The sequence below is a fragment of the Planococcus sp. MB-3u-03 genome (assembly GCF_002833405.1).
Taxonomy (GTDB): Bacteria; Bacillota; Bacilli; order Bacillales_A; family Planococcaceae; genus Planococcus.
Genome location: NZ_CP025135.1, coordinates 633318 through 648074, shown reverse-complemented (window position 1 = coordinate 648074; position 14757 = coordinate 633318). Strand labels below are relative to the sequence as shown.

Genomic DNA, 14757 nt, shown 5'->3' with positions numbered 1-14757 from the left:
AAATCATTAGAAAGAGAAGAAGTGAACATCTTCACTCTAGACAACGCCGGCTAGCTGCACAGCCCGGCCGGTAGATAAGGCATGAACACCGGCGTCGTGGATGCCATCAATCTCGGATGGAAACTCGCAGCGGTGGTTTAAGTGAAAGCCGATTCCCGTATATTGAGCACTTAAGAACAAGAGCGTATCGTCTTTGCGCGCCGCTTGATCGCGACGACCGACAAAACGTTCCAAACGATCGTTAATCAAAAACTGCCCAGGACTTTGCTTCGGCAATATTTCGTCCCGTACGTCTTCCCTAAGCTATTCAAATTTTCCTTCTCGTCCAAAAATGCCTTCAAAATCTTGTCTCAAACCTATATCAATTACTGCAACATCCATTTAAGCAAAGGCAATGCCGGTAAAGTCTGCGGCGGCATGCGCTTGCGATGGATCGAAACCGTAAACGGCGATAATTTCGTACCGTTGCGCTCCGACGATTGGCAAATCCATATCTACGGTAAAGCGAATCCCAAGCTCATCGACTTTGCCCATTCGCAGTCGCTTGAACTCTACGATTTTCCTTTGGAAGCTAAATTGTAAGAGGCGGGATTCAAGCAAGACACGCTATATCTGATCCGGCCGGATGGCCACGTAGCTCTTGCGACTGGTAAGCAATGACTGCGTGTGTTGAATATGTATTTGGAGGCTTTTGGGATTGTGACTTTTGGATCAGAATGAGGGAGAAATGGTAAAGGAGGCTAGGGGTGAACGGAGCCCCATATAGTGGATAGTTATAAAATACACCCTGTCGCTAAGCTGTCCCAGATGATTTAAATATTGTGCCAGAGCCATCTTTTTTAATTTCCATTGTTTACGCCTTCCGTTATCTTGCTCAATGTAATTATCGACTATTACTTTCAACTGACAATAGTCAATTGAATTGATTGACAATAGTTAGTGCAATTGTTTACACTGTATTCAGATAGAAAAATGTTGTACCCCATACGCAGAAGCAGGAAAACAACTGTTTTCTACACTGGTTTATAATCAGTTAATCATTGGTAATAAAAAAGTATTATTCTAAGTACAAGTGCTAAAAATAATGATATAAATAGTCAAATACTAAATTATTCGAATTAAAAAAGACACTCCGTCGCCACAACGGAATGTCTCAAGTCAAGTATTACAAATTACCTGCATATAGAACAAGAGTTAACAAGGCTATTACAAATAATCCCAAGTTACACATTAGGGATAACAAAGACATTAAGTCATTTGAGTTCATGTGATCACCTTTTTTCTTTTTTATAAGCCCAAATTCGTTATCCGTTTAATTTGATTTTTTAACCTCCTATTTCCTATTCAGGCTTTACTATGTCAGAATAGGTCAATTATTTAAAGAAATCAAGAAAAACGGCTTATTTGCGTATGCAAAATTGAAATAGTAACCTCACGTTCTATAGGACGTGAGGTTTTTGTATATAATTTTTAAATTCGCAATAGTTTTAAAGAACACTGACAAAGGACACAATTTTTCTATCTACAAATATCTGACGAAGAAATTCATAGGAATGGCTCGAAAATCATTGACTAATCGTAAGAAAAGAGACCTTCCGAAGTGCACGCCCTAGAAAAGCAACACTTGCGAAAAATCTCCACTACTTATCTGTTTGAGAATACTCTCACGTCCAGTATAACAAGAAAGGTTCACAATGAAGAAAGACAAGCTCGAGAACCACTCGTGCCATAAAACAGAACCACTTCGGACATCTGAGAACCACTCATAAGAATAAGAAGGCCGCATTCATTTTGACGTCGAACAACGGACAGCATCCGCATGAAGTACCGGAAAACTTTGTTTTCCGAAACAAATGGTCTGTCTTAAATGGTGAAAATTGATCTATCTTATTTGTGGAAAATTGATCTATTCTACTTGACGGTTACACTTGACCATCGCTTCTACATGTCCCTTTTCATTGCCATTCGTTGGATTGTAGAATTCTAGGGTGAAACCGTAATGAAAGACAAAGCGTTGAAATTCGTCCGTTAAGATTCTTTCACCATGAGGCAAGACTTTCTTTACTGCCGGCGCCAAATTATCAAAACGTATAGCTTTAGGAACGCCTCTTATGTAATAGAAGATTCTTTTCAGGCCTTCGAGGAAACACTCCCGTTTTTGGAATAAAAACACTTGAAAATAAAAGGTATTGCTATAGGGAAAATTAAAGTACGAGAAAGGAGAGGTCAATGACCTTCTCTTTATGTATGAAGCGTGCTTCCCCAAAGTCCACTTGTGCATTTTCTGGCTAAGCCTCCAACGGCAATGCAGCTTCCACAGTTTCCCCTAGCTCCTTTTACGTCGGCTTACATACTCACATAATGCACGGTACGACCCTTGAAAATTATGTTCCTTCACCAGTTGATCAAACATTCGCTTGGCAGTGCGTTGGAATTTCTTCTTTTTCTTTGAATCATCCAACAGCCACTGGTCGATAATCGGTTTCACTGCCCCCAATACTCTTGCTTTAAGACGCTGTATTTGCTTTGGTTCATTCCAATCTTTTTTAGCCGCATATTTCTTAATCGTTTGGAAATCTAGTCCCATCTGATTCACCACTTCTGAATATGGACGCCTTTTCAGATTTACTTCTTGTCTAATATAATTTACGTCAGTCACTATTAACACTCCTTATCCCCCTGTAATTGTTAGCCCAATCACAGAGAATTTAAATGTATGATGTACTGTTGACAAATGACTTTTTATTCAAATAGTCTTGAGAAAGACTACATAAATTAACTGTCAAAGACTACATTTTAGAATGTCATAAACAAATAATCCAAAATTTCGATTCTGATGCGCCTAATGCAAACATTCCGTAAAGGATATTAGTATCTTTCAATCACCTGTGCCACCAATGGCTAGGCCGGAGTTTCAAGCACTGCTACTTCTTCCGGTAATTCATAATCCAGCCAAGAAATAACATAAAACTAAACTGATGGTTAGAAAACACTTTGCTATTGAATGCTGGCAATTCTCACCTGCTCATTATTCTTCAAATGACTTATAACTTCCCAAGTCTCTTCCGCCATCGTTGAGAGATCTTTGCAACTAAGCTGTTAATCAGATATATTATTCTTCTTTTATGTGTCTACAACTCAATTCTTTAAATTTTCTAGTAGCGTAAGCATGTTCTTTTAGCCTCCTCAGCGATTCCTTCGTCTCAACTAATGTTGAATCTACTTCCTCCTTATCATAAAATGTGCTAACTGAATTTTTATAAAGACTTTCTGATTTTCTCAATAATTTTTCTTTTTCAAAATATACTGCTCTCTTGCATTTTAAGTTATCTTCGATATCTATTCTGCATTTGCATTTACAATTATCTGTAATACAAATCTCAGCTGCTTTAACTATTTTTCAGATGCTTAGCACCTTCAAAGCTATCAAAAACTGGCTTTGACTTCTACTTTTTATAAGATCTTTCATTTAAAAACAATCCATATTCTCACACCTCGATTCAACAGGAATTGTTTGTCATATTATTAAATTTAATAATATGACATATTTACTTGAAAATCATTAAAGTTTTTCAATTTATAAATACGTGCAAATTACTTTGCATGGTTCTTCGTATACTTACGGAAAACTTCGACGATGTGTTCTTTTACCAAATCTCGCATAGTATCTGTTGCAAACTGAGTCATAGGGAAGGCCTCTTTTCTATTAATTGGTTGTAGTGACTTAATTCTACAAGAAAAGGTCTTCCTTTTCTATTTATTCATTTACACAAGATGTTTTACGCTCTCTTAGTAACATTTAAGGTCACTAAATATGGTTTCTTTTAGATTTAATTATGACTATTAAAATAAATTGCTATTGACATAAGAATGTAATTTAGAAATCCGATCATAGTAAACCCTTAAACTGAAGTTGAAGCTTGCCCTGGCGGAGAAGTGCTTCTTGATGTAACCCATGCTTCATCAAAACATCAAGGCTAGCATCATATTCTAAACAAAACATTAAAGCTTCAATTGCTTTAATATTAGTATCATCTATATCCCATCCCTGTACTAAGCGATACGCTGATAAAGGCTTACCTAATGAGGAACTATGACTGTATCCATGTGCATCTTCAAAGTTTCTTTCCATCACATATCTTCTCGCCTTCAGACAATCATTCACACTGTCAATTTCATCATGTATTGTTTGATTTAATGTCCAAGCACTATTTCGACTTCCATTTTCTTTATACGTATAATCGAGATCATGGATGACATTGTAGCATATGTCAAAATGCCCCAAAACCTTTTGGAATGATGGAATATTATTTTTGTACCACAATTAACTATAAGCGGCACATTGCTCAAATTTATTTTCCATGTTCAACAAATTTATTTAAAAGCTCTCTAAGATAATAGCTTCTGTATCACCTTCAACCAAAATTACATTATCGTTAAAAAGCTTCACAAACATATGGGTTAAATGTATTTAGCATTTTAGTCTCTTTTTCTTCATCATCAAAATTGAAGATTTAACTTGGTTTAAGCAAACTGCACCTTGATTGTCTATATGTGTTTTCAATAGAGTAGTATGATCTTTGCTCAGATCAATCAAGATTGGAGAATGAGTAGCTGCTATAATTTGAAATTCTGGATTTCCGCCTTCTCGATTAACTAAATCATGTAATGTTTTAGAAAACATTCTTACTGATTGTGGATGTAAAATAACTCTGGTTCTTCGATTAAGAGCATTTTTCTAAAATGAATGGCACCTTGCTCTATGTTATCTATTACCTCTGAGTTTCTTTGTGCTTTTGTCTTATCTAACTCATTGAAAACATGATTTAACCCTCGCAAGGAATTAAATAAAATTGTCTTCTAATTCCATGTCCATGATTATTCATGTCAACAGCAAATCCGTCCCCGTTAGAAAATTAATATCAGTTTGTATAAAAGTATATAACTTCTTGGCAATATCTTCTTTCTGATCACCGAACAATGATACTGAGAGATCAGGAAAGTTTCTTGCATCATATCATTTAATCTTGTTTCTAGTTTTCTTGAATAATCTGCTTGAATAATTTCTGTACGGAGTGCCTCTAATTCATCTTTAATGGTTATAAATCTTTGCATTTCAGAAGCTTGGTCAATTACTTTTCTTTGATAAGTTTTGTACTTTTCAAGTATAATATCAACACCGTCTAATCCTCTTAACCACATTGGTTCAGGACAAGCATTTTGTAATAGTGAGTCAAATCCCCTGCTCCCCGGTCTCCATTCTGCTGTCTCTACATTATATGTATATTTTGAGCTCCCTCACCAATGTTACCCCAAATCTTCCTGAATCTAGCAACCCCTTCATCGTCTACTGATTTAACTAATGCTAGATGCTCTCTATCTTCATCACTTTCAGTCTGTATCCACCCTTCAATTGTGATTGGATTAAGATTTCTCTTATGAAAATCACTAAATTTCGATTCTATTTTGACAATACGAAATACTCGTATGCATGTAAAATCGAAGATTTCCCTGTTTATTTTGACCTATCAAAAACTAGATCGATATCTTCAAAATCTATTTCAATTCCCGGATTATCTGCATCCCTCCAATTCCTCTAAAGTTTGATACGCGTAACTTTTTAACTTCATAAACTTAACCTCCTTTTGTATTTATATCGCCAAATTTATTATTAGCTAATTGAATCAATTTCATAAATTGCACTTTTACAAATAACTTTATCGATCATCTTCTCTTTTTAAAACTGAGACAGCTGCTGAATCTGTATGCTTACCAGCTTTGAGGAGATACGTTATAAACCTATGTGAGAGACTCTATTTTTGCGCTGTTCGATACTTAGAGCCACAAGGCTTGAAATTATGAATGCAGCTCATTTAGTTTGAAAATTTCACACTTTGAATTGTAGTTTTTACATATAATTGTGATGTTTTCGTTTTCTATTAATTCTCTTCGTTTTCAGTATCAAAGACTCTTGAAAAGTTTCAAAAATCAGCACAACTATAGTTATAAAGAATAAAATAAGCAAACCTATACCTATAATTCTTCATATAGATATTAAGAGTTTCAAAGTCCTTTCTTATTCCTCTATGATCATTTTCCCTTTACTTCAATTATTATTTCATTACTTTCAAATTCTCCGTATTTATGAAAGATTAAATCTGGATTTCTCTGTTCAGATGTTCTAATCTCTTGATGTCCTCTTTTATCAATTTCAGCCGACAAAGATAGTTCATCTAAACTAAATCTTTTCTGTAAAAGCCTTAATTGGTGATAGAATTCATAACAGAAGACTCTTTCTCTAACGATTTCACCATACGTCGTTTTGATTTTGTAATATTCATTTCCTACTCTAGATACAGCTTCAGATAAATATGCATTGTATTTCGATTGAAGTTTATCCATATCAATTCTCCCCGCGTATTTTGCTATTCCTTAAGTTCGCATTAACTTTAAAATCACCCTAGGGCGTTTATTTAAATTTGATTAACGTTTGGTTACTTTGTCCTTTACAACAATCCCCACTAATGAAAATATCCCCGTAATCACCAATAGCAGTACTTTCATCCAATCTTTATGAATTTGTTGGATTTTTTTAGTAAGATCAGCAATTTGGTTGTAAATCATCTTTATTTCGAATTCATCTTTCTCTCCACTTAATTTATCTAGTCTATCTAATAATCTTTCAATAGTACTTTGATGACTCAGTACAATTTGCTCATCTAATCTATGGTTCAAGGTGATGATTGAATCTAAAATATTCAACATATCTGTAGCAAACGCTATTGAGTCTGTTCTATTTACAAGCTCGGTTACATATTCTTCTTTCTTTTCTCCTTTTAATTTCCCGATTTTGTTTAAAGCTTGGGTTAACTCTTTTTCGTTTGCTTCTGAAGTAATTTCTAATTTATCAACAGTTTTCAATCGAGCTGCATTTCCCACTTTGCGATTCTTAAACTCTCTACCTTTGTATTCTTTATTACTGGTCATTTAAACTCCTCCATTCATTCTAATTAAATAATTCATTCTGCATATAAAACGCTGTGCCAAATATCTTCATTAACTTCTCTTTTCGAGTTTATTAAATGTATTTTCAAATTATAAACACTGTCTATTCGCAGTTTATCTTTATACATACGTTGCAAAGTAGTTAATGAAATATTCTCTTCTGCGTAATGGAATATGTGAACTTCTTTATTATCTTCTTCAATCAAACTTCTAAACATGCCGTTGATATGACCATCATCGCCATTAAAGTTATAACCGATGATACAAATACAGTCTGATGCCTTGTACTGTTCATACAACTCCACATATCTTTGAGACATTGTGATGGAGGTTAAAGGCTTTACTCCGCTCTGTGTGAAAATGAAAGGTACTAAGATTTGTTTACTGTCATCCACATCTTCTTTACTTACAATTCTATTTTTATAAGGATCGTAGTAATCAAGGATATTACCATTTAAATGATGCACACTTACTGCTTCTGTATCGTTCCGGTCAAAGACATCTGCAATGAAGTTGTTATAGTTTGTGGTTCCTATTGAAGTAATCGTAACTCTTTGTTTTAACTCCAATAGGTCATGGTAAAACCCTGGTCCATTTTGAATTTTTTCTGTATCTATTTTGATATATTCTAAGATATAACGTTGCACTGTATATAAAAATACAGAGATTTTAGTGAACTTTGCCCATTGTGATTTCGGATTGTATAGATATCTAAAATGGCTATCGATTAAGGATTGATAGTCTAATGTTTGAGAATAAATTTGTTCTAATATCGTTTTTCCAAGCTCTCTAAAAATCAAAAGTATTTCTGAGTCCGAATTTACTGCTTCTCTAGATTCTTCAATTACAATTTCCATTCCTGTTTGACCAATTGATGCATAATTCAAATGGAAAATCCCACTCAAGTCATCGAATACATTTACTGAATTAGGTGCTTTTTCGAACAGCTCGTCATTTAATTGCGATACTAAATTTTGGCCAAGCGCTCCAATCAAAAGTTCCAGAAAAGCTGTTACAATTCTTTTCATCATGTTATCTGGTGTTTTTTCAAGCACTTTTAGGAAAGCTGAAAAATATTGAGAGTCAAATAAGTTAACTTGTTCAGCTAATTTTTTGTTCAGCAAAATTTCTTGTGAGTAAAGCTTATCTCCAATTGCTTCCCCCATGAAAGCAGCATAACTATCATGTAATTGCTGCTCACTAATATCCCAGCTTGTTAAGATTTTTGAAACATTGTCATCGAACTTCTCCAAATAGCTTAAAGTATCCGCTCTTCTGTGTTCTAAACTCGATGAGATAATTTCTTCAAAGTTGCCCTTGCCGAAAACATTAATACGCTTAGATTGAAAATTTGCTGGCAGCCACTGTGTTGCTATTTGTGACTGCAAATCAATTTCAGATAATTGACTCCTGAACTTTTCTCTATCTTCCTCTTTAGAGCCCTTAAAAATTTCTAAAGCAAATTTACCGCCAGATGGTAGACCATAGCCTATTTCTGCTCCAGCTCCAAAAAAGAAACCAACTTTCTTTTGCTTACTCATAAACGAGTCCCCTTAAAAAATGTAATTTTAAATTGGATAGTATTGACTCATTCTATAAATAAATTCCCAATTAATTCTGACAAATTATTTTAAAGAAAAGACGATTTAAAAATCATTTAGATTCTCAAAATCGTCTCTTTTCTAATCTATCGTTATCTACATAGCTACAACTTTAAGCGCAACTAATACTAATCAATATATGAACCTTGTGGATCCGAAACCCGCTGCTTCGATTTCCAATCACTAACATTCGTACTCATCAATTCAGCCTGACGCAGAACAGTCTCCACTGCCACTTTCTGTTGGAACGGTGGATAACCATGTTCTTTCAACAAGCGTTTGACAAGTCGGCGCATGGCGGCTTGGGCGTCTTTGCGGACAGTCCAGTCGACTGATACGTTCGCGCGAATTTTGGACGTCAATTCTTGGGCGATTTTGATAAGCGTTTCGTCGCCCATCATTTCATTTACTTTTTCGTTATCAGTCAAAGCCGTATAGAAAGCGACTTCGTCTTTGTTCAAACCAAGTTCGTTTTCAGCGTCATCTTCTTTTTTAATGTCATATGCAAGACGAATCAATTCTTCAATGACCTCAACATTCGTAATACCCTGGTTGCGGTATTTCTGAAGTGCCCGCTGCAGCTTTTCGGAATAGCGTTCGGATTTCACGAGGTTTGAACGCTCCATGACTTTCAGTTTGCCGTCGAGCAATTTTTTGAGCATTTCCACTGCAACGTTTTTGTGCTGCAAGTGGCGGATTTCTTCAAGGAATTGTTCGGACAGAATCGAGACGTCCGGCTGTTCGATGCCGAGTGAATCGAATACGTCGACCACGTCTTGTGAAATGATCGACTTCTCGAGAAGCTGATCGACGCGCGCTTCGATTTCCGTACGCGAACGCTTCGTTCCATTTCCTGTGCCGAGCTTCTGTAAAGTGGCGCGCACTGATTTGAAATAATCAACGTGCGGCTTGACTTCGATGCCTTCCGGCGTTGCTGAGACCAGTACATGGGCTTTTGCAAGTTCCATCGCCACTTGCTTAAAGTCTTTTTGTTCTTCTTCTGGCATACCAAGGACATAGTTCATGCCGCCGATGATTGCCATGGCGCGATCTTTATTGGCAGTTCCCATATACGCCGAGTAATCGAAACGATGGAACATGCCTTGCAGCACTTCCAGCTTTTCCTGCAAGACCCTGATGGCCGCATCGGTATCGATGCCGGTTGTCTGCCGGTCTTTGTCGGTATACTGGCGCAAGGCTTTTTTCAGGCTTTCGAAAATACCGAGGTAATCGACGATCGCCCCGCCCGGCTTGTCTTTAAAGACCCGGTTAACACGCGTGATCGCTTGCATGAGGTTATGACCTTTCATCGGCTTATCGATATACATCGTATGCATCGACGGTACATCAAAACCAGTCAGCCACATATCCCGCACGATCACCAGCTGCAATTCATCAGCCGGATCTTTCATGCGGTTCGCCAGAGTATCGCGCCGCTGTTTGCCGCCGGTATGCTTTTGAAGATTTTCCTCGTCAGAAGCGGAGCCTGTCATGACGACTTTAATGACGCCTTTATCGACATCGTCACTATGCCACTCAGGGCGCAACCCGATGATTTCATCGTATAAACGTACCGCGATTTTGCGGCTCATCGTGACGATCATCGCTTTTCCGGCCATCGATTTCGACTTGGTCTCGTAATGCTCGACAATGTCTTTGGCAAGCATCTTCAAGCGGTTCGGGGAGCCGACGACCGCTTCGAGCCTGGACCATTGCGACTTATATTTTTCCCGCGCCGTGTCTTCATGGCCTTCAACGATTTCTTCGAACGCTTCATCGATTTTGTCCCATTCCGCATCATCGACATCCAGCCGGATAATCCGGTTTTCATAATAGATTTTAACCGTTGCTTCGTCTTCCACCGCTTGGGTCATATCGTAGATGTCGATGTAATTGCCGAAAACGGCAGGTGTCGACTTGTCTTCGAATTCGATCGGTGTGCCGGTAAATCCGATGAATGAAGCATTCGGTAGCGCATCGCGCAAATACTTCGCATAGCCGAATTTTTGCTCTCCTGTGTCGAGATTCGTCTTGGCGTCGAAACCGTATTGGCTACGGTGCGCTTCATCAACGATAACGATGACGTTCCGCCGGTCGGTCAGTGCAGGCATCTCGCCTTCAATTGGGGCGAACTTCTGGATCGTCGTGAAAATGATGCCCCCCGCTTCCCGCTCATTGAGGAGATCGTATAAGCCGTTCTGACCGGCTTGCCCGCCGGCATCAGCTAACTTCCGCACGTCCGCCTGTTTTGGTTCCTGGCGCAATAAATCGGCGGATTTCGCAAACGTATTGAACAATTGATCGTCCAAATCATTCCGGTCCGTGACGACGACAATCGTCGGGTTGTTCAATTCGGTGACAAGCGCCCCGGTATAGAACACCATCGAGAAGCTTTTCCCGCTCCCCTGGGTATGCCAGATGACGCCGATTTTCCGGTCGCCTTCCGCAGATACCGCTTGCTTCGTGTTTTCCACCGCTTTTTTCACCGCATAGTACTGGTGATAAGCCGCCATGATTTTGATGATGGATTTACGTTCGCCGATTTTCCGGCCATTTGCGTCCAATTCCGCGTCCCGCGTTTCCTGGAAAAGCGTGAAGTTCCGCACTACATCGAGAAAGCGCGATGGTTCGAGCAAGCCGCGAAGCATCACTTCGTATTGAGGTGTATCAAGAGGCTCGACCGTATCTCCGTCAATCGTGCGCCAGTTCATGAACCGCTCTAAATTAGATGTCACCGTTCCCGCTTTCGCATGAAGGCCATCCGAAATGATCGAGAACGCGTTATAGCGGAACAAGGAAGGAATTTCTGTTTTATACGTTTGGATTTGGTTATATGCCTGTTCAACACCGACAGCTTCATCGGACAAGTTCTTCAATTCGATGACCACCAGCGGCAAACCGTTGACGAAAACAAGCAAATCCGGCCGGCGGTTCTCATGCTCGATCACTGTAAATTGATTGACCACCAGAAAGTCATTCCGTGTAATATTTTCAAAATCGACGATGAATACTTTTTCCGTCCGGATTTCTCCGTCGCGCCGGAAGGTTACATCAATCCCATCGACAAGCAATTCATGGAACTCCCGGTTATTTTCAATCAATGCCGGACTAGGAAATGCGACGATCCGCCGGTAAGCTTCTTCAATCGCTTCTCCCGGGATACCGGGATTCAAAAACCCGAGCGCATCCCGCAATTTCGATTCGATGATTACTTCCCGGTAGTCTTTGCGCATCCCTGACTCGTGCAGTTCAGGTCCGTGTATATAGTCATATCCCAACTCCTGCAGCACCTCGATCGCCGCAAGCTCCAAAAACTCTTCGTTAAACGCTTCGACCCCTTCCATCATCATCCCCCTTTTCTTACACGCTCTCTGGTTCTTTCACTGGCACTTCGATTTCTCCTGAAAGTAGTTTTGGTAGAAGAGTATCACGTAAGTTTGATAATTGTATATTCTCTTCCTGCAAATTTAGTATTGTTTCAAATAATGGCGAAACTAAATTCTCAAATTTCTCTACTATCTCTTGAGAGACCTCAGGAATCTTGTAGTAATTAAAATCTCTCACAGTAATGGCATTGAAAACTGCCCCATTAGAACTCTGAATAATATTCCTCATTAAACTTTTCAGTTGCAGATAGAGGTAATATTGATAATTTTCATTATGCGCTAAAGCATAGCAAGATTGATTCATCGCCATACTTCTACCTGCTAAAGCTAACTTCCCAACGGTGCCCCGAGCCGTAATAAAGATTGTATTCTTAGGATAATACTTACTAGCGCACTTATCTAACCCTGCCTCAGTAATATATTTTTCAGTCTTTAATGAATAATATGAATTGTTAACATCTTTAGGCGTGAAGAATGGAATATCACCATTCCAGTATTCTTCAACACTTGTTTTAGGAGTGCCACCACTCATAATTTTAGAGATACTTGAAACAGGTTTTACTTCCCATCCTTCCGGTATCATCCCCAACTCACTCTCAACCATTTTCCCGCCGCTTGATTTGTACGGCTGGCCTTCTTCGTTCGGGAATTCGAAATCGATGAACCAGTTTCTAAATAAAATATCAGAAATTCCCTCTAATTTATTTATAATTTTCATATTCAAAAAAATCTTATTTTCAATGTCTAATAGGATTTTTGATATCTTCTTTTGAATCGTCAGTGGAGGCAACTCAATTTCATGTGATAGAATTTTCGTTGGAGAAGTATGTTTAACCGTAGTCCCCGAAGCGCTTCCAATAATCTCGTGTCGGAAGAATCTAGTTTTACTATAAAAATAAAAGAACTCCTTAGAGATTAAATCTGGCCTTTCTATATTCACTCTACCTACCCGCTGATTATGTAGATAAAGCATTTTACCATTGTCTGGTATAAGAGCAGTTGCTCCTAAAGAGTCAGATTGCTTACTAAGATCAGTCATATTTATAATTAAGTCACCGGAATTAAAGACATAATCTCGATTAATTGGACCATCAGTTTGATAATATTTAAATTTATTATTATTAAAACCACCACTTGTTTTAAAATTCCCTGGTGTTACAAGAATTTTATTAGTAGGACTTTCTGAAAAAAATTCTCCCTTAAACGCAAACCCATGTTTTATACTCATTAATTCATTTAATTTAAATCTCATATCCTATCACCCTTAAGTTTTCACGGATTTGGTCTTCTAATTCAGATGATTTTGTAAATAGCTCTCCTAGTTCAGTAGTTAAGCTTACCATCTTCTCTTCAAAAGGAACCCCATCATCTTCAATATCCGCAAGCCCCACATAACGCCCTGGTGTCAAAATATGGTCATGGCTGCGCACTTCTTCAATAGTGGCTGACTTAACAAATCCTGGTACATCTTCGTAGTCACCATCTTTATTGCGCCATGCGTGGTAAACTGAGGCGATTTTATTGATATCTTCCGCTTCCAATTCACGCAGTTTGCGGTCAACCATTTTTCCTTCATTGCGTGCATCGATAAAGAGGATTTCGTTTTTCCGCTCGCGGAATCTTCCGCTTTTCTCTTTGTTGCGTCTTAAAATCCAAAGAGACACGGGAATGGCTGTCGAGTAGAACAAGTTTCCTGGCAAGGATACGATGCAGTCAACAAGGTCTTCTTCAATCAAGTTCTTACGGATAACCCCTTCATTTGAAGTGTTCGAAGAAAGCGATCCGTTAGCCAGCACAATCCCTGCCGAACCGTGCGGCGCCAAATGATGAAGCATATGCTGTACCCATGCGAAGTTGGCGTTTCCTTTTGGCGGAATGCCGAATTTCCAGCGCACGTCGTCGGTCAGTTGTTCGCCGCCCCAGTCGCTGATGTTGAACGGCGGATTCGCAAGGATGAAATCCGCTTTTAAGTTCTTATGCAAGTCATCGTGAAACGTATCCGCGTGGTGCGGTCCTAAGTTGCCGTCCAAGCCGCGAATCGCCAAGTTCATTCGGCACAGTTTCCATGTTGTCGAGTTTAATTCCTGCCCATAGATAGATAGATCTTGTACACGACCTTTATGTTCTTCAACGAATTTCTCGCTTTGGATAAACATCCCTCCTGAACCGCAAGCCGGGTCATAGATACGGCCTTGATAAGGCTCCAGCATTTCAACCAATACTTTTACGACACTTGTCGGCGTATAGAATTCTCCGCCGCCTTTTCCTTCTGCGGAAGCGAACTTGCCGAGGAAGTATTCATACACGCGGCCAAGCAAATCTTTCTCGCTTTTCGAATGCAGTTTGATTGTCGAGATCAAATCGATCAATTCACCGAGCCGGCGCTTATCGATTTCCGGACGGGCATAGCGCTTCTCAAGCACGCCTTTTAATGAAGCATTTTCTTTTTCAATCGCGAGCATCGCGTCATCGATGATCTGCCCAATTTTCACGTCTTTTGCGTGGTCTTTGATGAAATCCCAGCGCGCTTCAGCTGGCACCCAGAAAATATTCTCGGCTGCGTATTCATCGATGTCTTCTTCAAAACCTGAGCCTTCTTCGACGAGCTCTTGGTATTTCGTTTCGAATTTATCGGAAATGTACTTCAGGAAAATCAACCCGAGTACGACGTGTTTGTATTCCCCTGAATCCATACTGCCGCGCAGTTTATCCGCAGCTTTCCAGAGCGTTTCTTCAAAGCCGACATTGGCTGTGGTGTTGTTCAT

11 protein-coding genes are annotated in these 14757 nt (G+C 39.0%); 1 reads left to right on the top strand and 10 read right to left on the bottom strand.

Going from position 1 to position 14757, the window contains the following annotated elements:
• Nucleotides 1–36 precede the first annotated feature (36 nt).
• Complete coding sequence (locus tag CW734_RS19565) at nt 37–276, bottom strand: hypothetical protein (protein WP_332871015.1); 240 nt, start codon at nt 274–276, stop codon at nt 37–39.
• Nucleotides 277–345: 69 nt separating this feature from the next.
• On the opposite strand from CW734_RS19565, the gene CW734_RS18205 reads away from it, so the two are divergent.
• Nucleotides 346–582, top strand: a complete 237-nt coding sequence (locus CW734_RS18205) for a hypothetical protein (protein WP_157824117.1) — start codon at nt 346–348, stop codon at nt 580–582.
• A 1744-nt stretch (nt 583–2326) separates the two neighbouring features.
• Here CW734_RS18205 and CW734_RS04555 read toward each other — a convergent pair.
• The 9 genes from CW734_RS04555 to CW734_RS04515 all read right to left on the bottom strand — a co-directional run bounded on the left by CW734_RS04555 (nt 2327) and on the right by CW734_RS04515 (nt 14757).
• Nucleotides 2327–2659 (bottom strand): hypothetical protein, encoded by a 333-nt coding sequence (locus tag CW734_RS04555; protein WP_157824116.1) that lies wholly within the window; start codon nt 2657–2659, stop codon nt 2327–2329.
• A 1230-nt stretch (nt 2660–3889) separates the two neighbouring features.
• Nucleotides 3890–4135: a hypothetical protein gene (locus CW734_RS04550; RefSeq protein WP_157824115.1), complete on the bottom strand. Its 246-nt coding sequence runs from the start codon at nt 4133–4135 to the stop codon at nt 3890–3892.
• Nucleotides 4136–4378: 243 nt separating this feature from the next.
• Nucleotides 4379–4456, bottom strand: a complete 78-nt coding sequence (locus CW734_RS19870) for a TOPRIM nucleotidyl transferase/hydrolase domain-containing protein (protein ID WP_442956963.1) — start codon at nt 4454–4456, stop codon at nt 4379–4381.
• Nucleotides 4457–6090: 1634 nt separating this feature from the next.
• Nucleotides 6091–6402 carry a hypothetical protein gene (locus tag CW734_RS04540; protein WP_101189613.1) on the bottom strand — a complete coding sequence of 104 codons (312 nt, stop codon included), beginning with the start codon at nt 6400–6402 and terminating at the stop codon, nt 6091–6093.
• 81 nt (nt 6403–6483) lie between these two features.
• Nucleotides 6484–6987, bottom strand: a complete 504-nt coding sequence (locus CW734_RS04535) for a hypothetical protein (protein WP_101189612.1) — start codon at nt 6985–6987, stop codon at nt 6484–6486.
• 32 nt (nt 6988–7019) lie between these two features.
• Nucleotides 7020–8546 carry a hypothetical protein gene (locus CW734_RS04530; protein ID WP_101189611.1) on the bottom strand — a complete coding sequence of 509 codons (1527 nt, stop codon included), beginning with the start codon at nt 8544–8546 and terminating at the stop codon, nt 7020–7022.
• 188 nt (nt 8547–8734) lie between these two features.
• Entirely contained in the window at nt 8735–11950 is a 3216-nt protein-coding gene (locus tag CW734_RS04525; RefSeq protein WP_101189610.1) for a type I restriction endonuclease subunit R, read from the bottom strand.
• Between the two features lie 16 nt (nt 11951–11966).
• The gene (locus CW734_RS04520) at nt 11967–13244 is read right to left on the bottom strand and encodes a restriction endonuclease subunit S (RefSeq protein ID WP_101189609.1); all 1278 of its coding nucleotides are present in this window, start codon (nt 13242–13244) and stop codon (nt 11967–11969) included.
• Nucleotides 13234–14757, bottom strand: a complete 1524-nt coding sequence (locus CW734_RS04515) for a class I SAM-dependent DNA methyltransferase (RefSeq protein ID WP_101189608.1) — start codon at nt 14755–14757, stop codon at nt 13234–13236. Before CW734_RS04515 ends, CW734_RS04520 begins: the two co-directional genes overlap by 11 nt.

Bases quoted from the DNA above. Each gene is read 5' to 3' on its own strand.
- CW734_RS19870 (WP_442956963.1), bottom strand. From the start codon at position 4,456: ATGTTTGTGAAGCTTTTTAACGATAATGTAATTTTGGTTGAAGGTGAT.
- CW734_RS04540 (WP_101189613.1), bottom strand. From the start codon at position 6,402: ATGGATAAACTTCAATCGAAATACAATGCATATTTATCTGAAGCTGTA.
- CW734_RS04535 (WP_101189612.1), bottom strand. From the start codon at position 6,987: ATGACCAGTAATAAAGAATACAAAGGTAGAGAGTTTAAGAATCGCAAA.
- CW734_RS04530 (WP_101189611.1), bottom strand. From the start codon at position 8,546: ATGAGTAAGCAAAAGAAAGTTGGTTTCTTTTTTGGAGCTGGAGCAGAA.
- CW734_RS04525 (WP_101189610.1), bottom strand. From the start codon at position 11,950: ATGGAAGGGGTCGAAGCGTTTAACGAAGAGTTTTTGGAGCTTGCGGCG.
- CW734_RS04520 (WP_101189609.1), bottom strand. From the start codon at position 13,244: ATGAGATTTAAATTAAATGAATTAATGAGTATAAAACATGGGTTTGCG.
- CW734_RS04515 (WP_101189608.1), bottom strand. From the start codon at position 14,757: ATGAACAACACCACAGCCAATGTCGGCTTTGAAGAAACGCTCTGGAAA.